This window comes from Pedobacter sp. SL55 (genome assembly GCF_026625705.1).
In the GTDB taxonomy this organism is placed as follows: Bacteria; Bacteroidota; Bacteroidia; order Sphingobacteriales; family Sphingobacteriaceae; genus Pedobacter.
Window position 1 is genome coordinate 1136180 of record NZ_CP113059.1, and the last position, 25487, is coordinate 1161666.

A 25487-nucleotide genomic window follows, 5' to 3' on the forward strand; every position below is an offset into this window, starting at 1 on the left:
ACCCCCAACCCCTAAAGGGGAGTTATTTTATTGTGCATTTGCTTTCTAAACCCTTTTTTATTCTGGCTGATAATTGACGTGTCATGCTGAGCTTGTCGAAGCATTGTGTGCGATGAAATATGCTTCGACAAGCTCAGCATGACAAGGAGTTTAAAAAGATTGCAACGAAAAGCGGGACGAACTTTAAACGGAGCGATTTTCCATGCTTTTCTAATTAAAACAACAAACAAAAAAAATATTTTTGTAGCGTAATGCAACGTTTTGAAAATCACGTTGTCTTTTGATTAGAACGCTTTAGATAGTGTGTTAAAAAACGCTACAAATTTGGAAACAGTTTACATAGACAAGCATGCAGATTTAGTAAACGATTGTCGCAACGGCAACCGGAAAGCACAATTTGAAATTTACAAGTTGTATGCCACAGCTATGTACAACGTGGCCCTGCGAATTGTAAATGACGACGCTGAAGCTGAGGATGTTTTGCAGGAGGCCTTTTTAGATGCTTTTAACCGCATTGCAGATTTTAGGCAAGAAACCACTTTTGGTTTGTGGTTAAAACAAATCGTGATTAACAGGTCTATTAATTACCTGCGAAAACGCAAAATGGAAATGGTAAGCGTGGATAGCGTAGCAGATGTTGCCGATGAGCCGGCAGCAGATTTTGAGGAAACACATTTAAAGGTAGAAGCCATAAAAAGTGCAATGGCCGAACTGCCAGATGGATACAGAGTGGTGCTGAGCTTATACCTTTTTGAGGGATATGACCACGAAGAAATTGCACATATTTTAAAAATAACAGAAAATACATCGCGTACGCAATATATGCGAGCAAAAAGAAAGTTGAATAGTTTATTAGAAATGAGAGGAGTAGCAAGATGAGCAATAAATTAGAGGGATTTGTAAGAGACAACAAAAGAGAATTTGAAGTTAAAGGCCCATCAGATGCGTTGTGGAGCAAAATAGAGGCCGAGTTAGATAAAAAGCAACCTAAAAGGAAAGCCTTTAAAATGTACCAATGGATGAGCATTGCGGCAATGTTAGTGCTTTACGGTAGGGATTTATTTTGGTTACCAATACCAAAGAAGAAGCGCCGAAATTTTAGTGGCAGATATTAACCCTGGCTTAGGTAAAAAAGAAGTAAGATTTACTAGTTTAATTGAGGAAAAAAGAGATAGTCTGCAGATTTTAGCAGGTGCAGATCCTGAGCTTTACAAACAATTTATCTCTGATTTGAGTAAGCTAGATAATGATTATCAGGAACTAAAAAAACAGCTGCAAACAAGCCCAAACAAAGGTTTAGTTGGCAAAGCAATGATGAAAAATCTGGAAATTCAATTACAGATGATCAGTCAGCAGCTATATATTATCAATCAAGTCAATCAATATAAAAAAGAGGAAAAAACCATCTGATACTTATTTCGTTCGACGTCGGTTATAACGTATTTGAAACAGGTTTGTTCTACCAAAACACGTTTTAAAATTTAGTAAAATGAAAAAAATCATATTTAGCATATTGGCCTTATGTGGGTTTTTTATGCAAGCAAATGCACAAGTGGGCGAGTTGCCGCCAACACCACTAACTCCGGCTGTACCAGCGGTTGAAGCCTATAGTAATAGTATGTCTAACGGTACCACTACAGTAACTACTCGTACTAAAACAACCAAGAGTGGAAAAACAGAAGTGGTAACAGAAAGCTACACGACCAATTTACAACAAGGCCAGTATGACGATCCGCAGCGTACCAAATCTTTCTCAAAGTCTTACAGCATAGCCAAAGGCGAAAAGGTAAATATTTCTAATATTTATGGCAGCCTTATCTTTAAAACTTGGGATAAAAACGAGGTAAAAGTAGATGCTGATATTAGCGCATTTGCCAACTCAGAAGCAGATGCTCAAAAGCTGATTGACAATGTATCTATCACAAATTCTAAGAATGGCGATGAAGCCGTTTTCAAAACCAAAATGGAAGACAACATTGGCACCAGAGGTAATGGTACACGTAACGGAAAAAGATGGCGTAGGGAAGTGAGGATATCCATGACGGTGTACTTGCCATCGAGCGTTGCGCTAACTGCTTCGCAACAATACGGAAACCTAGAATTGCCAGATTTTTCTGGACCAACCGCCCTTAAAGTACAGTACGGAAAACTGAATACAGGGAACCTAAGCAATACCAACAACTTTATTTCTGCGCAATATACCAGCGTTAATTTACAAGATGTGAATAAAGCAACCATCAAACAGCAATATGGTAGTGGCTTAACCATCGCTTCGGCAGGAGATTTAAACCTTAATGCGCAGTATGCAACGGTACGTATTGGCGATATCAAAAGAAGTGCTAGCATTAGACAACAATACGGCAGTGGTTTAACGATTGGTTCGGTAGGTGGCAACTTAGATTTGGATGCACAGTATGCTTCGGTAAAAGTAGGTGCCATTAAAGGCGATGCTAGCATTAGGCAGCAATATGGCAGTGGTTTAAATATCGAACAGGTTGATAACTTAAGCCTTACCGCTCAATATGCAGCGGTTAGGGTTGGAAGATTAACCGGAAACCTAACTGCAAAAGCGCAATATGGCAGTAGATTCTCTGTGGAGAAAATAGAAGCGAGTAGCAAAATAGTGAATATAGATACAGAGTATATAGGTGTAAATCTAGGTTTCGCAGCAAATTACGGCGGAAGTTTAAACGTAGATACGCAATACGGAAGTTTGAAGACCGGAGAAGGTATTAATGCCAAAAGAGTTGGAGAAGATGACGAAAGAGGCAGCAGCTCTAGGAAAGATTATACTGGAACGATTGGCAAAGGAGGTGCATCTAATGTAAAAGTGAGTGTGAGATATGATTCGGCTACTTTTAGGGTTAATTAAAACTTAAAACCTCAGTTCGATTATTATTTGCTTATTTTACGTTATTATATAAAGTTATTGGTTTAGCTGACCCTGAAATAAATTCAGGGTGACGGAAAATCGGCAGTCAGTCATGCTGAATTTAGTTCAGCATCAGTTTTAAAACCTAATTATCAATAGGTTAAATATCAAATTCAGGTTAAAAGTTACTTCTTGAGATAAGTATACTAGAATACGGGGTTAGCTGGAGATAGCCCGCAAAAAGTAAGAAACCTGCCTCGACTAGCTTAAAAAACGGGATGCTCATTTGAACATCCCGTTTTTATTTGTTGTTATATTTTAGCTGGTTCTGCAACCTTTTCTAGCGTATTATAAACCTGATACAATGCTCTTGGGATGTGGAAGCATCCTTTCCATTTGCCGCCTTTTGCTGCTAATGAAACTTCGCCTCTACGGTTTAAATAACCAAACCACTCGCCGCCATTTTCTGTATCTCTAAAGTTCTTCCAAGTGTAGTTGTGTAGTTTTTCGAACCACGTAGCACATTTTTCGTTCTGGGTGATGGCATAGCCTTTTGCCATGGTTACCAAGGCCTCTACATGTACCCACCATAATTTTTGGTCCCACTCTAATTGTTGTACTGGATGCCCTTTGATATCTTTAAAGTATAAAATACCATCATATTTCTCGTCCCAGCCAAATTCTAAAGCAGTGAAAGCTATTTCAAGTGCTTTATTAACCAAGGCAGTGTCATTCTTTCTTACGGCTAAATCCATGATGAACCACATGGCTTCGATAATGTGACCTGGATTTACCACTCTGCCTTCGTATGAATCGGAGAAGCTGCCATCGTGATGAACGTTTTCTAAAATCAAGCCTGATTGCGGTTGATAGAATACAGACATCACTTCGTGTAAAACTTCGTCAATTAAACCATCAACGGTAGATTTATCTAGCAAATGCTCTAATTCTAACGAAAGGTTGCATAAAATCATCGGTAAAGAGAAGTTTTTTAAATCTCTGGTACCAGGAAAGCCTTTGCTGTATTTTCCCTTCGGATTGTTTCTTCTTTCTAAAATTCTGTTGAAGGTTTTTAATGCAATGTCAGCATCTTCATTACTTTGATTGATTTTACACAAAGCTCCAAAGCCCATCGTAGCAAAGCAATCAGAGAAAATGTTGTAAGGCTGTACCAACGGCTTCCCCCTTTTAGTGAAAGAAAAGTACCAATCCCCATTTTCGTCTCTACCATGTTTTCTCATGAAAGATGCGCCCAATTCGGCAATATCTTTCCACTCTTGTTTGGCTTCTACTTTATCAAAAAGCATCGAATACGTCCAAATTTGGCGGCCTTGCAACCAAGCAAACTTATCGGTGTCGTAAACATTTCCTTTGGCATCTAAACAGGTAAAATATCCCCCTGCATCTTTATCTAAAGAGTTTTTGCTCCAAAAAGGAACGATCTCGTTTAGCAATTCATTCTTGTATATATCTATGTACTTGTTCATTTATAAAGTATTTGCGTATTCTTGGTATCTATTGTAAAGGTGTTGCGCTTGTAAATAAGCCGATTGCGGGCTCATGAAATGGGAGAATTCGAAAGTGATGGCTTTATCGTAGCCTGCTTTTCTGGCTGCTTCCAACTTTAATCTTAGTTTTTCGAACTTGATAGGAAGGAATTTGATGGGCATATCGCGATCGAAACTTTCGGCATTGGTCCAGCATTGCAAACCGAATTTATCTGCCATTTTCTTGTTCACTTCAAAAAAATCTTGTAGCTCATGGTAATCTACATGGCCATCTTGAAAAGCAACGGCATCGATAGAACCTTTCAATCCCGAGAAAATCTCCGACCATTCGTCTTCGTGTTCTTTCAGTGATACTGCATTTTCTTTGGTCAAAGTCGCTTCCGCAGCCATTACCGCTTTTTTACCGTCAATCCACGGAGAAATGAAAGTTGGCAAACCATTGCTTACGCCTTTGCATTGCAAGCCTAAAGTGTTAAAAGCTTCGGTTGCGCCTTTAGTGCGGCGACTGATTTCCATGCTTAAATACCAGCCCCCGAAACTTTTGTGGTGTCCGTATTTGGCCCACACTTCGTCTATCACGTAGCGGTTCGCATCAATTTCGTGCTGTAAACTCCCTGTATCCCAATAATGGCCACTGTCGTACAAGCCGAAATAGAATTTCATGTCGTGTTCATCCGCCAGTTCTAAATACAGTTCTACCAAATCAATAGGCGGTTCGTAGCAGCCAAATTTATTTTTCAGGTAAACCGATGGATAAGTGATAAACCTGCGGTAACCGCTCCTAATGAGAATTACAGTGTCAATCCCCATTGCTTTCATGTGGGCAAAATCTTTGGCCCATTCTTCTCTTCCCCAATTTTGGTGTGGGATATCGTGAGAAATCTCATCAATAAAAGTTCCCGTTATTCTCATTCTTTTTCTTCTTAAATATTTTTGTGCTAAGGTTGTCTTATTGAACCTTACAAGTATTGCTTCTCTTTTAAAAATTTCACTAAATCGATATAATATAATGGCTTCAAATGCACTCCATCCATTGTAACGTCACTTTTCAAAGCACCCATTTCATCTACAAACAAGCTATAAAGATCTATGTAGACCACTTTTTCTTCGGCTGCTACAAGCTTTACTTTTTCATTAATTTCTCGAACCAATTTGGTGCGTCCTTTGGTGTATTCTTGTTTAGTAATTTGCTCGTTTATAGGAAGCGAGTTGCCAATGTATATCTTGGTGTTTGCTGAGCGTTGTTTAATCTTTTTGATGATCTTCCTGTAATTGCTCACACTCACTTCATGCGGTAGTTTCCTAAACTGATCGTTAGCGCCAATCATATAAAAAACCGCTTTTGGTTTGGCGTTCAAAATTTCTTCGAGCCTAGCCAGTACACCAAAAGAATTATCGCCACCAATACCTCTGTTTACAATTGGAAACTTGCTATCTGCCAATAGCTCTTGCCATTCTGCTTTTTCTATGGTACTGCTGCCTAAAAGTACAATGGCGTTTTTTGGTATAGGTGTTTTTGCAAAATATGCTATACGTTGCTGGTAATACCAATTGGCATAGCTGCTGTCCACTTTTGCGTTTTGAGCATAGCAGAAGTTGGCTATTATCCAAAACATTATCATTAACGCACAATTTTTAATACTCATTGCTAATTCAATTTATCTTGCTTCTGCCGTAGCATAGTCTAATGCTTTACTTTCGTTATTTTATAATTCGGTTTTATCCTTTAAAAATTTTACCCAATCGATGTAGGCTGCGGCTTTCAAATGCACGCCATCAATCGTAAATTCTTGCTTCAGTACACCTTTATCATCCTGAAAAATCGGACAGATATCGATGTAGGTCACGCCTTCTGCTTCTGCTAATGCTTTAATTTTTTGATTAAGCGCTGGCACCAAAACATTACGGTCTTTGGTGTAAGCTTCTTTGGTCATGCTTTCGTTGATCGGCAAGCAACTTTCTACATAAATCTTAGTTTTTGGCGATTGTTGTTTGATCTTTCTAATGATGCGCTTGTAATTGTACACACTTACGTCATGAGGCAACTTACGGAACTGGTCGTTAATGCCATCCATTAAGTAAACAGCTTTAGGTTTTGCAGCAACAATTTCGTCCATTCTGGCTAAAATACCGAAGGAATTATCGCCACCAATGCCTCTGTTTACTATTGGATATTTGCTGTCTGCCAACAACTCTTGCCACTCGGCCCTTTCGGTAATGCTATTTCCCAAAAAGATAATTGCGTTTTGAGGAATAGGCGTTTTGGCAAAATACTCCATACGTTGTTGGTAGTACCAATTGGCGTAATTGCTATCGATTTTTACGGTTTGTGCTTTTGCCGTGTTTAAGAAAGCGATTACAATTATAAGACTTGCCGTCATTGCGAGGCACGAAGCAATCTTAAAACGAGAGAAATAACCCATAGTTGTAGGATTGCTTCGTCGTTCCTCCTTGCAATGACGCGTTGATTTTTGTTCCTGTGGACTATAAAGTGAATGCTGTTCCATTTTAAATAACCTTTAATCGTTTTAATTCCTCAGCCCAATACACATAAGAAGCATGTTTCAAATGCAAACCATCTAAACTCAATTCCTTTTTCATGTTGCCTTTTTCATCAGCAAAAGCTGGATGTAGGTTGATGTAAAACACACCCATTTCTTTGCAAAGTGCCGCTAATTTCTGGTTCAAATCGTTGATTTTGCTGTTTTTAACTTGAGCGTAAGTGGCTGGCAGCATCGCTTCGTTAACTGGTAGTAAGCTTTGCATATATAGCTTGGTTTTCGGCGATTGCGTTTTCACCATCACGATCATGCGTTTAAAATTGGCTAGAATTACCGCGTTTGGTATACCGCGTTTCATGTCGTTTACGCCGCTCAAAAGAAATATTTTAGCTGGTTTCGATTCCAGCACCTCATCCAAACGGGCTAAAATGCCATAAGTTACATCGCCACTAATTCCTCTGTTAATGATGTTTTTCTTGCGGATCAGCTCTTGCCATTTTCCACCTTCAGTCAAGCTATTACCCACAAAGGCAATTTCGCCTTTGCGGTTCGGCATCTTTCTAAAAAAATCAAGTCTTTGTGTGTAGTGACTATTTATATAACTACTATCTATCGTAACGCTTTCTTGTGCATTTGCCAAATGAGCAGTAACGATTAAGCAAACCGTAAAAATCAATCTCTTCATGTTATTCTTTAATAATTTCTCCCTCGTTGGTTTCTTTTTCGGCTTTTTTCAAAGGCACAATCCAAGTGGCAATAAAAGCAGGAATGGTAGCGAACAGCACCCAAATGAAAAAGTCTTTGTAGCCTAAATAATCGCTGATTGGACCGCTAATCATACTTGCCAAGGTGTAACCGAAATAAGTGATGGCACTACCAAAAGCGTAATGCGCCATTTGGTATTTGCCTGGGGCAATTTGTTGCATGATGAACAAAATAATACCGATGAAACCAAACCCATAACCAAAATGCTCGATAGCAACTGCGCTACCAATAATAAATAAGTTCGATGTTTGCGTAAATGCTAAATAAGCGTAAGTAATAAACGGCAGGTTAAAACAAGCGCAAAGCAGCAGTAAGGTTTTGCGGTTTAATCCTTTGTTTGATACAAAATAACCCGCAGTTAATGACCCTAAAACGAAGGCAATAGTGCCGTAAATTCCGGTCAGCATTCCTAAAGTTGCTTCGCTAAGTCCTAAACCACCAACATCTTTAGCGGCTTTAAAGAACAAGGGCATAATCTTAATGGCTTGCCCTTCCGCAAAGCGATATAAAACGATGAATAAAATGCCGAACCAAATGTGTTTCTTTTTGAAAAAGCTGGTGATTACATCGCTTAGCGTTTGCCAAACTTGCGCTGAGGTTTGTACCTGAACCTGCGTTTGTGTTTGCGGCAAAAATTTCTTGTTGTACAAACCCAGCAAAAACATCACTGCTGCGTAAACCAATAATACAGTTGCCCAAGCTTTGGTATTACCATAGAGCGGAATAAGTAGGCCTACTAAAAACACCATTCCGCCGTTAGAGAATAACTTTGCGAAGTTGTAAAAAGTGCCTTGCCAACCTACATATTGTGCCTGTTGTTTATTGCTTAAGGACTGTAGATACAATCCATCGGCAGCAATATCTTGCGTAGCACCTAAAAATGCAATCAGTAAAAAGACTACCACCGAAGCGGCGAAAAAGTTGTTTAAGAAGAGTAAACCAGCTGCAACTGCAAACAGCAATCCACAGAGAATTTGAGAACCATAGATGTAGAATTTCTTGGTTTTGTACAACTCCATGAAAGGTCCCCAAAGTGGCTTGAAGCTCCAAGGTAGGATAATGATGCCTGTGTAAACAGTAATTTCCGTATCTGAAAAACCCATGTTTTTGTACAAGAGCGAGAGCAAAGTGCCGCCCAATACCAAGTTGGGTAAGCCCATGGCAAACCATGTACTTGGTATCCATTTAATAGGGTTCATATTTTTTGTTTGTTCCAATTTATGTGTGTGTTTTTAGGTTTTCCAGAAAAATTTGAGGCGTGTAAATAGAACGGTAATTAGCGCAACAACACCTGTAAAGATAATTCCTCTGGCAAAGCCGATGAAGGCACTGGTATTCATAGCATCTAAATAGGTAGAGAGCGAAGTAATTTTTAATAAGGGGATGAGTAATAAGTTTCCTGCGGTGTAGGCAATCATTGGGTTTTTACCGTTGTCTGCCAAAAAGTTAGTCATCGCTTTTAAATAACCTAATTTCTCAATTAAACTGAAGGCTAATAAGGTTAGAAACGATAATCCAGAACAAACAAAATAATAGCTGTAGGTAGAAAAATCCTTTTTAATACCACCTTCGTAAGCTTCGAAAAATAGACCTAATAAAAGTAAATATGTACCCACTTTAATCATGTTGCTTACCAATTCGCTATGTTTTACATCTTTCGCTAAAAAGAGTAAGCATGCACAACCAAATAGGTTTATTATTAGATTGATTTCTAAGTTTCTAATAAATAATCCCCATAGGTTTACAACAACTAAAGCAATGGCAACTACCGCAATAAAAGATAAAACTTTTTTAGAAATTGGCGCTATATTTTCATTTTTACTTTCTTTAATAAACCATTCTCCAGCAAAAGTGCCCGGAATAATAATGAACAAATATTTAAGGTAATAGAACTTGTAAATCCAATTGGCGGGGCTGGCATTAAAAACGAGTTCGTTAATGCTGCCATTTTCTTTAGATGCTAAAAACACAGCCATCACGAAAGGTAGTACAGCAATTCGCCAAAGTGGTTGCTTACGGGTAAAGTACCAAATCAATCCACCGAAAAAGGCCATATTAGCCAATACAATAATAATGATATCGCTTTTAGCCAAGCTGAAATCGCCGTAGGCAAAAGAATAAAAGGCTAAGAAAATAACTGCGGCTGCAATACCAACAACCTTTAAAACAATGGCCAATTTAGGTTTTACGAAGGAATTCCAGTTACCGTAAATAAGGGACAGACAGGCAAAAGCAGCAATAGAAATGAGGTGTGTTAAGTTGCTTGGTGATTTTTCCATTACCCAAGCTCTGGCATGAAAAGTAAAAATAGCAAAGAACGCTAGCAGTACTAATCTGGTAAATAACTGTACGAATATTTTGTGGAAGGGTTCCGTATCTGCCTTTTTATGGAGCGCCAATGGAATAGCTGCTCCCATAGAAAACAGGAAGAAAGGAAATACCAAATCTACCCAGGTAATGCCTGGCAAATTTGGATTAAAAACATGCGTTGGCGGCGGAGTTTGTGCATGAAACATCCAAGCCGGCATGATATCGCCAAAGGCAATGCTACTAGAGAGCACCATACAAAGTATGGCGATCCCTCTAAAAGCATCGAGACTATTTAAACGTTTGCTCATTTGTTGCTTTAAACGTTATTTAACAGTCAGTGTTAACTCTCTTACTACCTCTTTAACGTTTCCGTTTAAGCCATTTTTACCCACAAAGGTTACAGTATATGTTCCTGGTTGGCTAAATTTGTGTTTGTAGTTTTTAATCCTATCTGTGTATGCTTTAATGTTTGTGCTTACATCAGGGCTTACCTTGTTTGGGTAAAGCACTTTTGATACCGCCCAGTCTTCCGATTCTAAGGTTGTACTTGCTCGGGGCAAAATATAAAGAAGGGTCTGCCGCTTGAATAGTCCATTTATTAACTGGATTTTTCACATCAATTGCCAACCAACCTGCAGAGGTTACCGTAGCAATTGGGATAGCAGCGGTTGCCGTTTTATTGGTTAAGTTAAAAGCATGTATACGCCAAGTTCTTCCTCCTGTTGCAGCGCTACTACTGGCTTGTCCGACCCATCTCCAAGCAAAATAAATAGGCTTGCCAGATACGGGCAGGTCTGATAAATCTACATCTGCAGACGGTGTAATTACCCCTAGCCCCCCTGCGGCGGCAGTAGAGTAAGTAAAACGATTGGTAATGTCTGTCCATGTTGCTGCTGCAATACCCTCAGGCGTATATAAGTTATCAAAGTTGGTAGAGTACAATAGCGAGAGGTTGTTAGTTTGTGCTCCGTATAAAACTCTGGTTGAGATGTTCAAGTGCAATTTTCCTTCGTTAGATTCTAAACGGTTTTTATAACGATATTCTTTTCCTGCTTCTCCAGAGTAAAAACCAATTACATCGGCATAACCGTCTATTTTAAACTCTACAGAGTCCGTAACATTATATTCTGTTTTTAAGGTAGATACGTTGAAAGTAGGTTCATCAGGAGTGTCTTTTTTACACGCATAAACTGCAGGGATTAAAAGTACGCCGAGTATATATTTTAATTTATTCATGACGATATTATTTATGAGTTAATGAATGTTACCAACCTTTGTTTGGAATAATCAATTTGTTTAAGCTAAGCTCATTAGCCGGAATTGCAAACAATACATCTTTGTCTGACACATTTTGCGCCGACTTAGCTGCATATTTATAGGCCTCTGGAGCACTGGTTGTAATTTCGTTAGCCAACGCTTTCATTTCTGTAACAAACTGCCCCCAGCGGATTAGGTCAAATCTCCTCAATCCTTCATAACCCAGTTCCCAAGATCTTTCTTTTCTAACTGCAGTTTGAAAGTCGTCTTTTGTTGGTGTGTTTGCCAAGGTTAAATCGTGATTTGCTGTTTGTGTAGTTGTAAGAACAGCGGTTGCAGCAGCTCCAGTTGCTACAGTTGCGTTAGCGGCATATCCGCCAGTAAATGTTACTGTAGGTGCAGAGGTATAGCCCGAGCCCATATCGGTAATGTACACCGCAGTTACCCTGCCTGAGGCTACTGTTGCGGTTGCTTTAGCACCAGTACCACCACCACCTGTAAGCGTTACTGTAGGCGCTACGGTGTAGCCAGAACCACCAGCGGTTACGGTTACAGATTTCACTAACTCTGCATTGGTTAAAGTTTTACCAAAAGCACGACGGCGCACTTCGTTAATGGCATCAAATGCCTTTTGCGAAGGTACCGAACCTAATTCGTTTTCAGCTTCTGCAAGCATTAGCAAAACATCCGAATACCTTAACAAAGGGAAGTTAATGGTGGTACTTCCATTAAAGTTCTGAGGTGTTTTTTGATACTCACGGCGCCATTTTGCATCGTAACGGTTGTAAATTTGCGTTGGTCCATAACCTACCCTAGAACCATCAGCTGTATAGTAGTAAGGGCTTATGTTCCAATCTCTACGCAAATCGCCATCGGCAAAACTATTGTAATATCTTTCTGTAGTGTGTTTTGCACCGTAACTGTAACCAATATTTGCATTAGCAGCAATACCATTGATAGAACCTACCGCACCATCTTCTTCCTGAGTGCCGTTTTTTCTGTTAAACTCTACTTCCCAAAGCGATTCTCTGGTGTCGTACTTATCTTCGCACATGTTAATGAAAACTTGCGAATAGCTTGGGTTTAAGCTATGCCCAGCGGCTTTCACTTTCTCTGCCCATTTTACCACCTCTGCATAACGAGAAGCATCATTTAAAGGAGCTCCAGCCATTTTCAGGTTTACACGAGCCAGTATACCCCAAACCACAGATTTGGTTACACGGCCAGCGTGTGTATAACTAGAAATCGGATTTACCAAATCTGCAGCAGTTTCCATGTCTTTCACAATTTGTTCGTAATTGGTTTTGTACGGACTATTTGGAAAATGTGTATCTTCTGGGGTTTTGGTAGAGCTAAGACGCAAAGGAACATTGCCCCAATTTACCGTTAAAATAAAATGGTAATATGCCCTTAAAAATAATGCTTCGCCTCTTGCTGCTTCTTTTTTAGCAGGATCCATGTTTGCCTTATCAATGTTTTCTAGAAGCATGTTCGCTCTGTTAATGCCATTGTAAAATGCTACCCAAGCTTCAGTTAACTTAGTGTCTGATGGATTATAATTGTACAGACCTATGTCTTGGGTCCACGAAGAAAGTGCAATAAAAGCATCATCAGCAACGTCCATTTCAAAATATAAAGACCTGCCGTAGGTAGCGTTCTTGCCCAAAACATCATACACCCCAGCTAGTGCGGCATTAATATCAGCCTCTGTATTGTAATAATTGGCTGGTGCTAAAGAATCGGTTGGTGCAACATCTAAAAACTTTTTACAAGAACTTAGGGCAAAAACCGAAATAAATAATAGAATTAGAATACGTTTCATCATCTTATCTTTTAATAGGATTAAAAAGTTGTGTTGATACCAAAAGTGATTGTTCTTGCTCTTGGGTAAGCCGAATAATCGAAACCTGGAGTTAAGGCGCTATTTCTTACCGATACCTCTGGGTCATATCCTGAGTATTTGGTCCAAGTATATAAGTTTTGAGCAGCAACGTATACCCTTCCGCTTTTAAAAACTTTTGATTTTTGTAACCAACCAGAAGGTAGCGTATAACCAAGCGATACGGTTTTCAATCTTAAGAAAGAACCATCTTCGATAATACGAGTAGAATATGCTTTTAATGAAGAGCCTCTACCTGCGGCTACACCTGGCATATCTGAAGTTGGGTTTTCTGGCGACCAACGATCCTTATAAGTAGCATACTGGTTGTAGCCATATTTGTACGAAGATTCGAACATGATTCGGTTAGCGTTAATGATATCATTACCGTAAGACCACTGCAAGAAAATGCCTAAATCAAACCCTTTATAATTAAAATTATTGGAGAACCCGCCAATATGTACCGGGTTTGGATTTCCAATTACGGTCTTGTCTGCCTCGGTAATCTGTAAATCGCCATCTAGGTCGGTATATTTTACATCGCCAGGTTTTACGTTTGCTCTCGATCCGCCGTTAGATGGTACGTTATCTTTTAAAGTATAAACGCCTCCCAGCAAATCAAAGTCTTCATATTTGTAGGTTCCTTCGTAAATTAATCCATAAAACTGTGCTATTGGCTCATTTAGCTTTGCAACATAACCCGGAATGTTTTTCCAATCCTCGCCCCAGCCTTGTGCGGTAAGCATATTCAATTGATTATCGGTTAGGCCCAAAAGCTTATTGCGATTAAATGCAATGTTAAACGAACTTGTCCAAGTAAAATCTTTAGTTTGAATTGGTGTACCGCCGATAGAAATTTCTAGACCTTGGTTTTGAACTTTACCAATGTTTTTAAACACCCTGTTGTAGCCAGAGCTTGGCGACATCGGCGCATTTAACAATAAATCGCTAGTAGTTTTTCTGTATACATCTACTTCAAACGTTAAGCGTTGTTTTAAGAAACCTAACTCCAAACCTATATCAGCTTGATTTGTAGATTCCCATTTCAAATTTGCGTTTCCTAACGATGAGTACATTAAGCCTTTGCTGTCTGCACCGCCAAAAGTGTAGCTCGGGAAATTGTTTACAGTATAAGTTCCGTCGGGATTGGCAAAACTAAGTGCCGGATGTGCTGCAAAATTACCTACGCCGTTATTACCGGTAGCACCATAAGAAACACGAAGTTTAGCATTAGAGATAGCTCTGATATTCTTGACAAATTTTTCGTTATTCAATTGCCACGCTACAGCTGCCGAAGGGAAGTAAGCCCATGTATTGTCGCCCAAAAAGCGAGAGCTTCCGTCGGCTCTAATAGATCCCGTAAATAGGAAGCGATCGAACAGTTTATAATTAGCTCTGGCAATGAAACTTGCCATCGTAAATTTAGAAGTTACCGAAGTGATATTTAATGGATTTCCTTCATCAAGACCGCTTAAGCCCAAGCTTTCGTTTGGTAATAGCACGGCCGTTGCGCCAAAGGCAGAACTTTTACTGCTTTCAACAGTAAAACCACCCATTACATCAAAATAGTGATCTTTATTTAATCGCTTTGCGTAATTAAGGGTATTGTAACTTTGGAAAGTGTTAGAGTTAAGATAGGTCTTGCTTCCATTTACCAAATAATTGCCCGCAATACCGCTTCTAGACATAGAACCATTAAACAGATCCACAATTCTTGCACCTCTATTTAAGCTGGCAACTGTTTTAAACTTAAGCTCTTTAGTAATTTGATATTCTGCATAACCACTGGCCGCAAGGTTTTCGCCAGAATTTTCTCTAAGTTCATTTTTTACAGTTAATACCGGGTTAAAAGTAAAGTTACTCCCTTGCTCTACCTCTGGATCATTTGCTAAATCTAACAGGTTTAAGTTTGGATTTACAATTAATGGCCTAAAAGCCCAAACGCTAAACAGCAAGTTAATCTCGTTACTAAAATTGCCAGTAGAGGTAGGGCTACCATAATTCTTTACCCCCGAATAGGTAGCCGTTATCCCTACTTTTAATCTGTCTGAAACTTCTTGATCTAATGCAAATTTACCCTGCAAACGGCTAAAGCCCGAATTTAATAAAATACCATCTTGGCCATTGTAAGACAACGAAGCAGTATATTTAGTCTTTTTATTACCTCCTTGTAAATTCAAATAATGATTTTGCATTGGGGCAACACGGGTTACTTCGTCTTCCCAATTAATTCCCTTTAAGCCTGCATAACTTTCTAAGGTTTTATTGTTGGCAAAGTATAAGCTTTTGGTTCTAACTGGGTCTATTTCATTTTGCAATTTCACAAACTCGTAAGGCGACAAAGATTCTACTCTATTCGTATTTTCTTGTAAGCCATACCAACCATTGTAAGTTATTGTTGGCAACCCTTCTTTACCTCTTTTAGTGGTTACCATAATTACACCGTTAGAACCCCTTGCGCCATAAATAGCAGTAGAAGATGCATCTTTTAAAACGCTAATAGATTCGATATCGTTCGGGTCGATGGTGTTTAATGGGTTTACAGAAAGGTTGTTTGGATCTTCGAAAATGATACCATCAATTACCACCAGTGGATAATTGCTTTGTGTAACCGAGTTATTACCACGAATAGTAATGTTAATGCTTGATCCTGGTTGCCCCTCGCTTGAGGTTACCTGCACACCAGCCACACGACCAGCTAGTGCCTCGTCGAAAGTTTTTACAGGAGCTTTTTGCAAATCGGATATATTCACTGTACCTACCGAGCCCGTTAAATCTTTTCTAGTGGTTGTACCATAACCAATAACTACCACATCATTAAGGGTAGATACGCTAGATTTAAGCGACACGTTAATTACATTACCACTAACGGCAGCTTCCTTGCTTTCGTAGCCTAGGTAAGTAAATGCTAAGGTATTTGATCCAGCGGGCAAGGTAATTTGGTAATTACCATCCTGATTGGTGGTGGTGCTTACTTTTGTTCCTTTTACCAATACACTTACGCCGGTTAAAATTTCGCCCTGATCGTCTTTTACCGTTCCACTAACTTTGGTCTGCGCCATTACTTGCGCAGAAAAAGCCAGCATCAATAAAACGAGCAAAGCGAGAAATCTTCCTTTTCTAATTGAAAATCGTTTCTTCATGGTTATTATTGTTGTTAGGTTGTTGATTACTTTGTTTTTCCTGTAAAGTCTATCTCCGTTTTAAATGGATCTAGAAAATGATCTAGCACATGCGCCACCATTCTTCTTGATAACTGGCTTTCTGCTGTTAATCCATTAAATTTTTGTTGTTTCAAGAAATCGAGAATTTGACTTATGCTTACTTCTTTTTGACCAATAGCTTTGATAGCTCCAGCCATAAAGCTTGCGTTAACTAAATTTCCAGAAGGATGTAATTCGGCAAATGCTGGATAAAAAGACTTCAATCCATTGACTAAATCCCATTCACTAACCTGTAGTTCTGGATAGAACCAAGTTTGATTTGCCCATTTGTACGATAAACCTGTACCTTTTAAGATGCCTGTAGCTCCAATTTTTTGGATGGTTTTGAAAGAAGCATCGTTTGGTTTAACATCGATGAAAGGCATTAAGTAGGCGTTGCTTTCTAGCAAAGCATTTTGTACCGATCTAATGTTGATTTCTGACGGATCGGTATTGCTTAGCACCGCGGTTGCCGCTAAAGCACCTGCTGCTTGGCCAATTCCTAAAACCACTGGCTGTAACCTGCTGGCACCAGCCACAATGTTGGTTACGCTCACACTTTTCTCCGCAACAATTAAACCTTCGGTGTTTTTTGGTACCAATGCTCCCAAAGGGATGTTATAAGATGGCACTTTAATTTTTACGAAATCAATTTGTGGTGCATCTGGGTTTTTAAGGTGGTGATGATCTATCGTATAATCTCCAACCGCAATACCAGTTCTGTAAAGCGCCGTTTTTTGTGTGTAAGGAGAAGTTACATCGTTTAAAGTCAAAGTTACTTTTCCATCTAATCGACGAGATTCCCTATGGTAGGCAATCATCGGTAAATGATCTGCCGTTGGAAATTCATCATCGGCTATGCCTAAGTTTTTAAAGCCAAGTTTAGTTTGTAAATGATAGATAAAACGCAAGCTGTGCAATTTTGCTTTTTCCAAGGCAGCTTTGCGGTCTGCATCGCTCATCTCAATAATGTTCATGTAGATGTCGTTACCGCATTTTGGCCAGTTGATCATGTATTTCCCGTTGGGCAATTTGCCATAGGTAATCATTTGGCTGCAATCTATTTTAGGTGTATTATCATGCGAAGCAGGATCTTGAACATCGCAGCAGCAATCGAACTCACTTGGATCATATCCTACGGGTTTTTTGATGGTTTTATTGGCTTTAGCGCCGAAATCCTTCAACACCACTACATAGGTTAAATCTTGGATGATGTTGTTGGCTTTCTCTGGTGCAAAGCTTTCTCCAGTATCATAACGGCTATCCATACCCACACGATAAGGAACTTTCAATTTGCCCATTACATCGCCTAGCTCGGTAGCGTCAATTACAATTTTAGCTTCTACATTTTGTTTTTTGCCTTTATTGCTAATTTCTGCTTTCCAAGTTTTGCCATCTTTAATAATGTTGCTCAACGAACTTTTGTACCAAACGGTAAGATTTGGGTTTTGAGCCATTGTTTTCAGCGTCTTGTTGCCGAAAGAAGGCTCAAAAAGTGTGTTGCTTACCCAACCTGTTTCTACCGCTTTTGGTCCGCCGTAGTAATCGTAAAGATGTTGCCTAAATTCTCCCCACAAACCCGATGGCATGTTGTGGTTGCCATCTATTGCCGATACTCCCGCCGAAGTGAGCATACCGCCCAGCCACTCGGTTTCTTCTACCACTAAAACCTTTACTCCCATTCTTGCAGATTGGATGGCAGCCGTGGTACCGCTGGCTCCGCCTCCAATAATTAATACATCTGTTTTTACTTGCGCCACCGCTTGATAGCAGGTTAGCAAAGCACTATAAAAAATAAGCTTGGTAAACTTTATACTCATACTTGGTTATTTTGAATTGGAAAAGAGTATTTCTCATTTCTAACTACATTAGTTGCACCGTAAATATAAATACTTTTTTAAAAATATTAATAAGTAGTCGATTATTTTTTAATTTTATTTTTTTAAGTTGATTTGTTTTCGCATAAAAAAGCTCTTTTATAATAGGTTACACGAGATATTATTTTAATTTTGATTTTTAATATTTCTTAAGAAGATGACGTTTTTCGCTGAATTAAATAATGAAAATAGCTCTGGAGTAGCTTACAAAAACCTTACGCTAAAGAAAGCGATTATCGCTTATTTTAGTAAAAACGGTAATTGTACCATTGCAGATCTATGTGCCGAACTCGGCTTAAGTACGCCTAAAATCAATAATATTTTAAGCGACCTAATTGCCGAAGGTTTGGTAAAAGATTTTGGAAAACTACAATCTAGGGGGGGCAGAAAGCCAAATATTTATGGCCTTGTAATGGAGTCTGGCTATTTTTTAGGTGTTGATGTAAAAAAATCGCATATCAATATTGGGCTAACCGATTTACAGAAAAACCTGGTGCATGTACAATCTAACATTGCCTATAGTTTAAACAATAGCGAAGAGTCTTTAAATCAGCTTTGCGAGCTTATTAATAATTTTATAAAAGAAAGCCCAATTAAAAGAGAAAAGATATTGGGTGCTGGTTTAAATTTGTCTGGCCGCATCAATTACGCTACTGGTTATAGTTATAGTTTTTTTCATTTTAATGAAGAACCCTTAAGTAAGGTAATAGAAAGAAATATTGGCTTACGCATATTTTTAGAAAATGACTCGAGGGCAATGGCTTTTGGAGAGTTCTCTGCTGGCGTGGTACACGAAGAAGAGAATGTGCTTTTCTTAAATATGGATTACGGCATGGGCGTAGGTATCATGATCAACAGTCAGCTGTACTATGGTAAATCTGGTTTTGCTGGCGAGTTTGGTCACATTCCATTTTTTAATAACGAAATTATCTGTAGCTGTGGTAAAAAGGGATGTTTAGAAACAGAAGTTTCTGGTTGGGCTTTGATTAGGAAATTCAAGGAAAAGCTTGCCGAAGGATCAACATCGATCTTATCTAACATGCCTGTAAACGAGATAAAGCTTAACGATATTATTGCTGCCGCTATTAATGACGATGTTTTGGCTATTGAATTAGTAGCAGAGGTGGGAGAAAAGTTAGGTAAAGGAATTGCTGTGCTCATCAATATCTTTAACCCAGAGATGGTTATATTAGGTGGAAGCTTGGCCGAAACCGGAGAGTACATTCGTTTGCCTATTAAAAGTGCCCTAAACAAGTATTCGCTAAGTTTAGTAAATAACGATACCCAAGTAAAGATGTCTAAATTAGGAGAATCAGCAGGAGTAGTTGGCGCTTGTTTATTAGTAAGAAACCGACTACTGGGCTTGGTTTAAAGCTTGTTAAGTGTGCATTCTAAGAAAATTTTATAACATCTATTCTAGCGCTGTGTGTCTAAAATAGATCCTTAATACGCAGGCAAGTTCCTTAAAGCCAGCTGATACATTGCTAAGAGCGGATATCGGCCTCTTGGCATAGCGCCGTGGAAGCCGATAAAACGGAAGTAGTCACATACATCGTTTGAAGTACAAGCTGGCTGCAGAAGTGTGGTAGTCACTTTCGAGTCTTTTAAATACTTTCACACGTTTCAGCCAGCGCAGTTAAAGTTTTATCGAGTTGTAACAAGCTAGGCTAAGCAGCCTTGATTTTTGACAACTTTTTATCAAGAAAAAGTTGATTATCAAAGCCATCTCGAATACTATTTTGTTAAAGCTTTGCCCTTCTTTTCAGTTCTGCGACAGGAAGTTTTAATATTCTGCTTTTTTGCGTATCGCCACGGTAACTAACCGCTCTAATCGTTTTTGCTCCTTTCGGTATATGAATGCTCTCGTTTTTATATTTTGGGTAAAATTGGTCGGGATCGGTATCATCAAAAGCATAGTAAACAGCCAAGCCAGGCACCTCTGTATCTATGGTTAATACCACATTTCCTGCTGTATCTTTTTTTGCGATAGGAATTGGATCGTAAAAATAGTTGCTGTAATTAACACCATCTAAAATTAGCAAAGGCAATTGCGCTTCTATTTTCTTGACAAAATCTGCCCAATTTGGCTTTGATGCTTTAGACCAAAGGTTCTCTGCCAGTGTAAAACCTCGTGGCCAAGTCATAAATTGTAATTTGCGTTCGTTAGGTACTTGTTCTGTCCATAAACTACCTTGCCCGCCTAATACATTTTGTGCGTTTATTCCTTCTGGCAAGGGGTTAAATTTGTAGCTGTTGCTAAGCCTATTCACTGTAAACGGTGCATTTTCTAGATACGGGTCTCCTTGATAAAAATCTAAATAGGTTAAGAAAGCAGGTGTTAAAATTACTTTTTGTCCCGCATTAGAAGATTTTACAGCACCTTTTTCATCCTTCCAGCTCATCTGTACAATACTTGTGTCTAGTCCTTTTTCTAAAGTTTCGTACCAACCAATTGGGGTTTTACCCTTGGCTTTAACCATTTTTGCAACACGGTTAACAAAATAGCTTTGTAGCTCGTCTACGTTTTTAAGGCCTTCGGTGGCTATGCGCTGTTGGCAAACATTGCAATTGCTCCAGTAATTTCTGGTTACTTCATCGCCACCAATGTGGATATATTTTGAAGGAAAAATTGCCGCTATTTCGGTAATAATTTGATCTATCATCGTATAAGTAGAATCGTTACCTACACAAACCACATTGGTTCTTTTGGCATTCCACGGATCGCCAGCTAAAACCTGTTGCGGGGTTTTAGTGCAAGAAACTTCGGGATACGATGCCACAAAAGCCAAACTATGGCCTGGTAAATCTATTTCTGGAACAATGTCTACAAAACGCTGCTTAGCATAATTAACAAGCTCCTTTATATCTTCATGCGAATAAAAACCACCATAAGTTGCCGCTTCTCCAGGCTCTGGGGCAGGCATATTGCTCCAATAACCAGTTCTTGGTACCCGCCAAGCACCAACGCTGGTTAACTTTGGCAATTGTTTAATTTCAACCCGCCAACCTTGGTTATCGGTTAAATGCAAATGCAATACATTCAGCTTATATTTAGCCATTTGGGCGATATATCTTTTCAGCACATCTTTGCTAAAAAAATGTCTGCTCACGTCAAGCATCAAACCTCGCCAAGCAAATTTTGGTTCATCAGCAATCCTTAATTCTTGAATATTGGGGCCTTTGCCGCTCTGTAGATTTAACCTAAGGATTTGCGTTAGTGTTTGCCAACCATAAAACCAGCCCGCAGGTTTGGCTGCCCTAATTTCTATTTTATCCTTGCGGATGTCGAGCAAATAGGCTTCATCTGCCAAATCTGTTTTTATTTTAAAAATAATCGTGTTTTTACTCGGCTCTTTTACGGTAGTAATTAGCTTCTTTTTCAGAATTTCTGAAAATTGCTCAGCAAATAGTTTAACGAGTTCCCAATCAGCTTTATCTCTTGGCAATGAAATGCTAGTTTGATCATTGATCTTAAAAAAAGAGGTGCCGTAGGTTATTTTCTCTGGTTGCGGTATTAACGGTAGCTCTTGCGATTTAGCTATGAAAACAGTACCAACAAAGCAAAATAGAACAGATAACAAAAACTTCATAAAGCTATTTTCTTTGTGAAAGATGTGATGCAAAAAATTCAAAATGTTTTAAAATAGATTTACTCCAATAGCCACCAGTATGGCCACCAGGTTGCGCAATATAAGTGGCTTTGATTTTTAGATCATCGCACTTTTGCATAAACTGCTTACTGGTAATGTAGAGATAATCTTCAGTGCCAGTATCATAAATTAAAGCTTTATCTAATCCTTGTAGCGTTTTTAAACGGCTTACGGGAGAATAATCGTCATAAAGCTTGTTTTGCTCGCTGTAAACTCCAAGCAAGTAAGCGATGGTGGTTTTTCTAAAAGCAGAATAACGAAGGTTTAACACACCCGAGGTACTTCCCGCTCCAGCAAACAAATCTGGATATTTGGTAATCATGTACATGGCTCCAAAACCGCCCATACTTGCGCCAGTAACGAATACATTTTTAGCATCAACTTTGTATTTCTGGTTAATGGTTGGCATTAGCTCATCTAAAAAGAAAGCTTCGTATTGTAAGCTATCTTTATCTGGAGAATTGAGGTACCAGCTTTTCTTCAATCCATCTGGGCAAACAATAATAAATTGATACTGGTTGGCCAATTTTTGCAAGTCGGCAAGCTTGCTCCAACTTTTGTAATTGGCATTATGGCCATGCAAAAGATAAACAACCGGACTTTTACTTAAGCTTGTTTGCTGTGGTTTAAAAACTAAAACCGAGTCTGTTTGCTTTAGGTTTTTAGTCGAAAAAACAGTTACCGTATCTTGGGCGTACAAATGAGATACGCCCAAGATCAATATCATAAAAATGAGTTTAAACCTCATTGTTACGGTTTTAAATCAACCTAGGTACAAAAATTAATGGTGTTGGCAAACAAGATGCGCCCGGTGGCGAGTAAGTTAATTTAATGGTTTGCTCTTCGCCATTAGCACTTGGTTTAAAAACTTGAATTAAAATCGCTTCTGGCGCTGCTTTGGTTACTAATTGATCTTTAGGCAGTTGAATAATTCCTTCGTTAAACTTCCCTCCGCTCACTTTCATAGCCGCAGCCATTCCGCTACACCATTGGTTGTCTGCAGAACGTGAGTTCCATGTAATCAAAGCCAAGCCTTTACCGTCTGTACTCTTCCATTTCAGTTCAATATCGTACATTACCCCATAGTTTCCAGCAAGTTTTGCCATTTGCCCAGTAGTGCCTTCCCTACCAATAATCCATGGATCGGTAGCACCATCAGCCACTATTAAAGCCGAAGTTCCGTTTTTGGTATCGATAGCAGTAGTGTTGTTCACATGGTAATTGCTTACACCATATAAACCTCTGCCAGCGCCACTTTTAGTTTTAGGAGGCAATACATTAGTAATTCTCTTCAGCGCATCTTTTCCACTGGTTTTAAGGTCTGTTTGTAATACGGTAATTTCTGCCGGCTGGTCTACCAAGAACTCATAAAAACCATGAACCAGCTCATCGTATTTTACTACATATTGTTCCAATTTTTCATCAATAGGTACTGCTTCGCCTGGTTGCACCGTTCTTATTTCTTCGCTAGGCTGAGCCGCTAAAAATGCCGCCAAGCCTTCTTTACCTAATTTAAAATAGTTGGTACTTGGCTTTTGCGTTACATATTTTAGCATCTTAATACGCATTGGAGCTTTGCCGGTATTTTTAATCATCGCAATGATTTTTCTATCTATTTGTTTAGGCTCCTTTACGCCATTTACGTTGTATAAATAGAAACGAACCGCTCCAGGAACAACACTTTCTTTTAGAGCAATGGCTTCTGGCACACGAATGTATTCTGGATCGTCTGAGATAATGTATTGTGGCCCAGGAGTAGGATATTTATGATAAGGAATTTGAGCAGTTTTTTCGGTTAAAAAGCCATCTAGCTTTACAATAGCGCCTTGGCCAGCCTTTAACAATTCTTGATTTTGAGCTTTTGTAAGTTGTTGTGCGGATGCACTTATTCCTAAAAGAAAAGCACCCGTAAGTAAGCATGCTGTTTTGTTCAATTTCATTTGTTGATTAAGTTTCATTTGTTGATTACATTATTTTCTTAGACAGATGTTCCTCATCTTATCAATCATCTTACAAACTGGCTAATGAAGACTACTAATGTTAGGGTTAAGTTGTTGAGGAAGTGAAGATAGTTTAAATATTTATTAATTAAAAAAATTTAATAACTAAATATTAATTAAATAAAATTATCACAAATTAAAGTTCAAACAAAAATAAAGCCCTGAGTTACCTCAGAGCTTTTCAATCAATCAATATTAAAAAGGAGAACCTTTCTAATTATTTTACAATTACGGCGCCTTTCGCTTCAAAAACGATTTCTTTTTTAGGCTTAGTAATTTTCGCTATTTCTTCGTCAGATTTTTTTGCGTCTCTAGCGTAGTGCTGTAAATCTTCAACAGACGTTTCTTTTCTTTCTGCAAAACCATCAATTACAACTTTGGTTCCCGGAGCCATATCTTTAGGCATAAAAAAGCCGTAGTCTTTAAATTTCACGAACATGGTTTCTGTATCAGAAATTTTTACGTTCATGAAACACCCTTTTTCTTGCAAACGTTTACTACCTCGCCTACTACTTTCATATCGGCTTTGGCTTCTTTACCTAACTTGCTGTTTACTTCTGTAGCCGGGATGATATTTCCTTCTGTAACACCTTCGCCAAAAGATTGTCCTTGTACCTTGTCTTGGGCAAAACCTAAAGTGGCCAAAGCGCAAAAAGTTAAACTTAAAATTAATTTTTTCATTGGAATATAATTTTGGTTTTTAAAAAGACCTTTGTTAACGCAGGCCTATTTTCTATTTAGTTAAGATTAAGGTACAAAGATATTTAAAACCTTTTAAATAAGGTAAGTTAGAAGTCAATTTTAGGTTGTGAGGTAATATCCCAACATTAAAAATAACTGAAAAATATTAGTGCAGCAGCAAATAAAGATAAACGTAAACAATTGGAGCAGCAATTAACAAGCCATCAAAGCGATCTAAAAAACCGCCGTGGCCTGGCAAAAAACTTCCCGAATCTTTTACTTCTAAACTGCGTTTCAACATCGATTCTACCAAATCTCCAAGCGTACCGAAAGAAGAAATAATAGCTGCCATACCAGCCCAAACTATAGGCTCTACTTCTGTAAACTGAAAAGAGATGATAATTGAAACCACCAAACTGGTAAAAACGCCTCCAAAAAAACCTTCCCATGATTTCTTTGGCGAATGCCTTTCGAAAAGTTTGCGCTTGCCTAATTTCATTCCAAATAAATAAGCGCCAGTATCATTTGCCCAAAGCATCAGCAAAAATGCTAAAGGAAAATGGAAACTGTAGGTATTAAAATCTACAATAAAACCCAATGAGTAGAAAAAACAGAAAGGTACGGTAACGTAAATAAATCCAACAAATGTGTAAGAAATATTAGCAAATGGAATTTTATTTTTCTTGTACAGCTCGGCAATAAATACGGCAAAAACCAAGGGAATAATTAATAAAAGGTATTTAAGCTCAAACTGAAAAAAGTGATAAGCTGCTGTAGTTAAGAAGATCAATGCGGCAACGGCTACACCTATATTCCTGTGAGGGCGTATCCCTCCTATTTTTACCATTTTGTAAAATTCTAACAATGCCACTAAACTTAACAGCAAGTAAAAGGCAGAAAAAGTGTAGGCTTCTAGCAAAGATGCCAACATTACTATGGTAAAAAAGAAGGCGGTTATCGCTCTGGTTTTCATTATTAGAATTG

At 38.7% G+C, this 25487-nt stretch carries 23 protein-coding genes; 5 read left to right on the forward strand and 18 right to left on the reverse strand.

Annotated elements, in window-relative coordinates:
* Positions 1-324 precede the first annotated feature (324 nt).
* The 4 genes from OVA16_RS05190 to OVA16_RS05205 all read left to right on the forward strand — a co-directional run bounded on the left by OVA16_RS05190 (position 325) and on the right by OVA16_RS05205 (position 2872).
* Positions 325-879: an RNA polymerase sigma factor gene (locus OVA16_RS05190; protein ID WP_267763964.1), complete on the forward strand. Its 555-nt coding sequence runs from the start codon at positions 325-327 to the stop codon at positions 877-879.
* Positions 876-1115, forward strand: a complete 240-nt coding sequence (locus tag OVA16_RS05195; RefSeq protein ID WP_267763965.1) for a hypothetical protein — start codon at positions 876-878, stop codon at positions 1113-1115. Before OVA16_RS05190 ends, OVA16_RS05195 begins: the two co-directional genes overlap by 4 nt.
* Complete coding sequence (locus OVA16_RS05200) at positions 1102-1410, forward strand: hypothetical protein (RefSeq protein ID WP_267763966.1); 309 nt, start codon at positions 1102-1104, stop codon at positions 1408-1410. The genes OVA16_RS05195 and OVA16_RS05200 overlap by 14 nt, the downstream gene beginning before the upstream one ends.
* Positions 1411-1489: 79 nt before the next feature.
* Positions 1490-2872 carry a hypothetical protein gene (locus OVA16_RS05205; protein ID WP_267763967.1) on the forward strand — a complete coding sequence of 461 codons (1383 nt, stop codon included), beginning with the start codon at positions 1490-1492 and terminating at the stop codon, positions 2870-2872.
* 311 nt (positions 2873-3183) lie between these two features.
* On the opposite strand, the gene OVA16_RS05210 is transcribed toward OVA16_RS05205, so the two are convergent.
* The 12 genes from OVA16_RS05210 to OVA16_RS05265 are packed head-to-tail and all read right to left on the reverse strand — an operon-like array spanning position 3184 to position 18115.
* On the reverse strand, positions 3184-4359 hold the full coding sequence (locus OVA16_RS05210; RefSeq protein ID WP_267763969.1) for an AGE family epimerase/isomerase: 1176 nt from the start codon (positions 4357-4359) through the stop codon (positions 3184-3186).
* Positions 4360-5292 (reverse strand): DUF4434 domain-containing protein, encoded by a 933-nt coding sequence (locus OVA16_RS05215; RefSeq protein ID WP_267763971.1) that lies wholly within the window; start codon positions 5290-5292, stop codon positions 4360-4362.
* A gap of 47 nt (positions 5293-5339) precedes the next feature.
* Complete coding sequence (locus OVA16_RS05220; protein WP_267763973.1) at positions 5340-6026, reverse strand: GDSL-type esterase/lipase family protein; 687 nt, start codon at positions 6024-6026, stop codon at positions 5340-5342.
* 60 nt (positions 6027-6086) lie between these two features.
* Positions 6087-6887: a GDSL-type esterase/lipase family protein gene (locus OVA16_RS05225; RefSeq protein ID WP_267763974.1), complete on the reverse strand. Its 801-nt coding sequence runs from the start codon at positions 6885-6887 to the stop codon at positions 6087-6089.
* A gap of 1 nt (position 6888) precedes the next feature.
* The gene (locus OVA16_RS05230) at positions 6889-7566 is read right to left on the reverse strand and encodes a GDSL-type esterase/lipase family protein (protein ID WP_267763975.1); all 678 of its coding nucleotides are present in this window, start codon (positions 7564-7566) and stop codon (positions 6889-6891) included.
* Position 7567: 1 nt separating this feature from the next.
* On the reverse strand, positions 7568-8845 hold the full coding sequence (locus OVA16_RS05235) for an MFS transporter (RefSeq protein ID WP_267763976.1): 1278 nt from the start codon (positions 8843-8845) through the stop codon (positions 7568-7570).
* A 33-nt stretch (positions 8846-8878) separates the two neighbouring features.
* On the reverse strand, positions 8879-10264 hold the full coding sequence (locus OVA16_RS05240; protein ID WP_267763978.1) for a DUF5009 domain-containing protein: 1386 nt from the start codon (positions 10262-10264) through the stop codon (positions 8879-8881).
* Between the two features lie 15 nt (positions 10265-10279).
* Positions 10280-10465: a hypothetical protein gene (locus OVA16_RS05245; protein WP_267763980.1), complete on the reverse strand. Its 186-nt coding sequence runs from the start codon at positions 10463-10465 to the stop codon at positions 10280-10282.
* Positions 10437-11192 (reverse strand): DUF5017 domain-containing protein, encoded by a 756-nt coding sequence (locus tag OVA16_RS05250; RefSeq protein ID WP_267763982.1) that lies wholly within the window; start codon positions 11190-11192, stop codon positions 10437-10439. The genes OVA16_RS05245 and OVA16_RS05250 overlap by 29 nt, the downstream gene beginning before the upstream one ends.
* A 28-nt stretch (positions 11193-11220) precedes the next feature.
* The gene (locus OVA16_RS05255; protein WP_267763984.1) at positions 11221-13038 is read right to left on the reverse strand and encodes a RagB/SusD family nutrient uptake outer membrane protein; all 1818 of its coding nucleotides are present in this window, start codon (positions 13036-13038) and stop codon (positions 11221-11223) included.
* Between the two features lie 17 nt (positions 13039-13055).
* Positions 13056-16235, reverse strand: a complete 3180-nt coding sequence (locus tag OVA16_RS05260) for a SusC/RagA family TonB-linked outer membrane protein (RefSeq protein ID WP_267763986.1) — start codon at positions 16233-16235, stop codon at positions 13056-13058.
* Between the two features lie 26 nt (positions 16236-16261).
* Positions 16262-18115, reverse strand: coding sequence for an FAD-dependent oxidoreductase (locus OVA16_RS05265; RefSeq protein WP_267763987.1), 1854 nt, complete (start codon positions 18113-18115; stop codon positions 16262-16264).
* Between the two features lie 214 nt (positions 18116-18329).
* Between OVA16_RS05265 and OVA16_RS05270 the strand changes: the two genes are divergently transcribed.
* Positions 18330-19544, forward strand: a complete 1215-nt coding sequence (locus OVA16_RS05270) for an ROK family transcriptional regulator (protein ID WP_267763988.1) — start codon at positions 18330-18332, stop codon at positions 19542-19544.
* 370 nt (positions 19545-19914) lie between these two features.
* On the opposite strand, the gene OVA16_RS05275 is transcribed toward OVA16_RS05270, so the two are convergent.
* From OVA16_RS05275 to OVA16_RS05300, 6 genes are all read right to left on the reverse strand, one after another.
* Positions 19915-21762, reverse strand: a complete 1848-nt coding sequence (locus OVA16_RS05275; protein ID WP_267763990.1) for a beta-N-acetylhexosaminidase — start codon at positions 21760-21762, stop codon at positions 19915-19917.
* 4 nt (positions 21763-21766) lie between these two features.
* Positions 21767-22570 carry an alpha/beta hydrolase gene (locus OVA16_RS05280; RefSeq protein ID WP_267763991.1) on the reverse strand — a complete coding sequence of 268 codons (804 nt, stop codon included), beginning with the start codon at positions 22568-22570 and terminating at the stop codon, positions 21767-21769.
* 10 nt (positions 22571-22580) lie between these two features.
* Positions 22581-23780 carry a copper amine oxidase gene (locus OVA16_RS05285; protein WP_267763992.1) on the reverse strand — a complete coding sequence of 400 codons (1200 nt, stop codon included), beginning with the start codon at positions 23778-23780 and terminating at the stop codon, positions 22581-22583.
* A 259-nt stretch (positions 23781-24039) separates the two neighbouring features.
* Positions 24040-24291: a DUF4920 domain-containing protein gene (locus tag OVA16_RS05290; RefSeq protein ID WP_267763994.1), complete on the reverse strand. Its 252-nt coding sequence runs from the start codon at positions 24289-24291 to the stop codon at positions 24040-24042.
* Positions 24288-24503: a hypothetical protein gene (locus OVA16_RS05295; protein ID WP_267763996.1), complete on the reverse strand. Its 216-nt coding sequence runs from the start codon at positions 24501-24503 to the stop codon at positions 24288-24290. Before OVA16_RS05295 ends, OVA16_RS05290 begins: the two co-directional genes overlap by 4 nt.
* A 166-nt stretch (positions 24504-24669) precedes the next feature.
* Positions 24670-25476 carry a phosphatidate cytidylyltransferase gene (locus OVA16_RS05300; RefSeq protein ID WP_267763997.1) on the reverse strand — a complete coding sequence of 269 codons (807 nt, stop codon included), beginning with the start codon at positions 25474-25476 and terminating at the stop codon, positions 24670-24672.
* Positions 25477-25487: the final 11 nt, after the last annotated feature.

Excerpts from the sequence above, each read along its gene's own strand:
- OVA16_RS05215 (WP_267763971.1), bottom strand. The coding sequence starts at position 5,292 with ATGAGAATAACGGGAACTTTTATTGATGAGATTTCTCACGATATCCCA.
- OVA16_RS05230 (WP_267763975.1), bottom strand. The coding sequence starts at position 7,566 with ATGAAGAGATTGATTTTTACGGTTTGCTTAATCGTTACTGCTCATTTG.
- OVA16_RS05265 (WP_267763987.1), bottom strand. The coding sequence starts at position 18,115 with ATGAGTATAAAGTTTACCAAGCTTATTTTTTATAGTGCTTTGCTAACC.
- OVA16_RS05275 (WP_267763990.1), bottom strand. The coding sequence starts at position 21,762 with ATGAAGTTTTTGTTATCTGTTCTATTTTGCTTTGTTGGTACTGTTTTC.
- OVA16_RS05255 (WP_267763984.1), bottom strand. The coding sequence starts at position 13,038 with ATGATGAAACGTATTCTAATTCTATTATTTATTTCGGTTTTTGCCCTA.
- OVA16_RS05260 (WP_267763986.1), bottom strand. The coding sequence starts at position 16,235 with ATGAAGAAACGATTTTCAATTAGAAAAGGAAGATTTCTCGCTTTGCTC.
- OVA16_RS05280 (WP_267763991.1), bottom strand. The coding sequence starts at position 22,570 with ATGAGGTTTAAACTCATTTTTATGATATTGATCTTGGGCGTATCTCAT.
- OVA16_RS05290 (WP_267763994.1), bottom strand. The coding sequence starts at position 24,291 with ATGAACGTAAAAATTTCTGATACAGAAACCATGTTCGTGAAATTTAAA.
- OVA16_RS05240 (WP_267763978.1), bottom strand. The coding sequence starts at position 10,264 with ATGAGCAAACGTTTAAATAGTCTCGATGCTTTTAGAGGGATCGCCATA.
- OVA16_RS05300 (WP_267763997.1), bottom strand. The coding sequence starts at position 25,476 with ATGAAAACCAGAGCGATAACCGCCTTCTTTTTTACCATAGTAATGTTG.
- OVA16_RS05250 (WP_267763982.1), bottom strand. The coding sequence starts at position 11,192 with ATGAATAAATTAAAATATATACTCGGCGTACTTTTAATCCCTGCAGTT.
- OVA16_RS05195 (WP_267763965.1), top strand. The coding sequence starts at position 876 with ATGAGCAATAAATTAGAGGGATTTGTAAGAGACAACAAAAGAGAATTT.
- OVA16_RS05225 (WP_267763974.1), bottom strand. The coding sequence starts at position 6,887 with ATGGAACAGCATTCACTTTATAGTCCACAGGAACAAAAATCAACGCGT.
- OVA16_RS05220 (WP_267763973.1), bottom strand. The coding sequence starts at position 6,026 with ATGAGTATTAAAAATTGTGCGTTAATGATAATGTTTTGGATAATAGCC.
- OVA16_RS05210 (WP_267763969.1), bottom strand. The coding sequence starts at position 4,359 with ATGAACAAGTACATAGATATATACAAGAATGAATTGCTAAACGAGATC.
- OVA16_RS05205 (WP_267763967.1), top strand. The coding sequence starts at position 1,490 with ATGAAAAAAATCATATTTAGCATATTGGCCTTATGTGGGTTTTTTATG.
- OVA16_RS05285 (WP_267763992.1), bottom strand. The coding sequence starts at position 23,780 with ATGAAACTTAATCAACAAATGAAATTGAACAAAACAGCATGCTTACTT.
- OVA16_RS05270 (WP_267763988.1), top strand. The coding sequence starts at position 18,330 with ATGACGTTTTTCGCTGAATTAAATAATGAAAATAGCTCTGGAGTAGCT.
- OVA16_RS05295 (WP_267763996.1), bottom strand. The coding sequence starts at position 24,503 with ATGAAAAAATTAATTTTAAGTTTAACTTTTTGCGCTTTGGCCACTTTA.
- OVA16_RS05235 (WP_267763976.1), bottom strand. The coding sequence starts at position 8,845 with ATGAACCCTATTAAATGGATACCAAGTACATGGTTTGCCATGGGCTTA.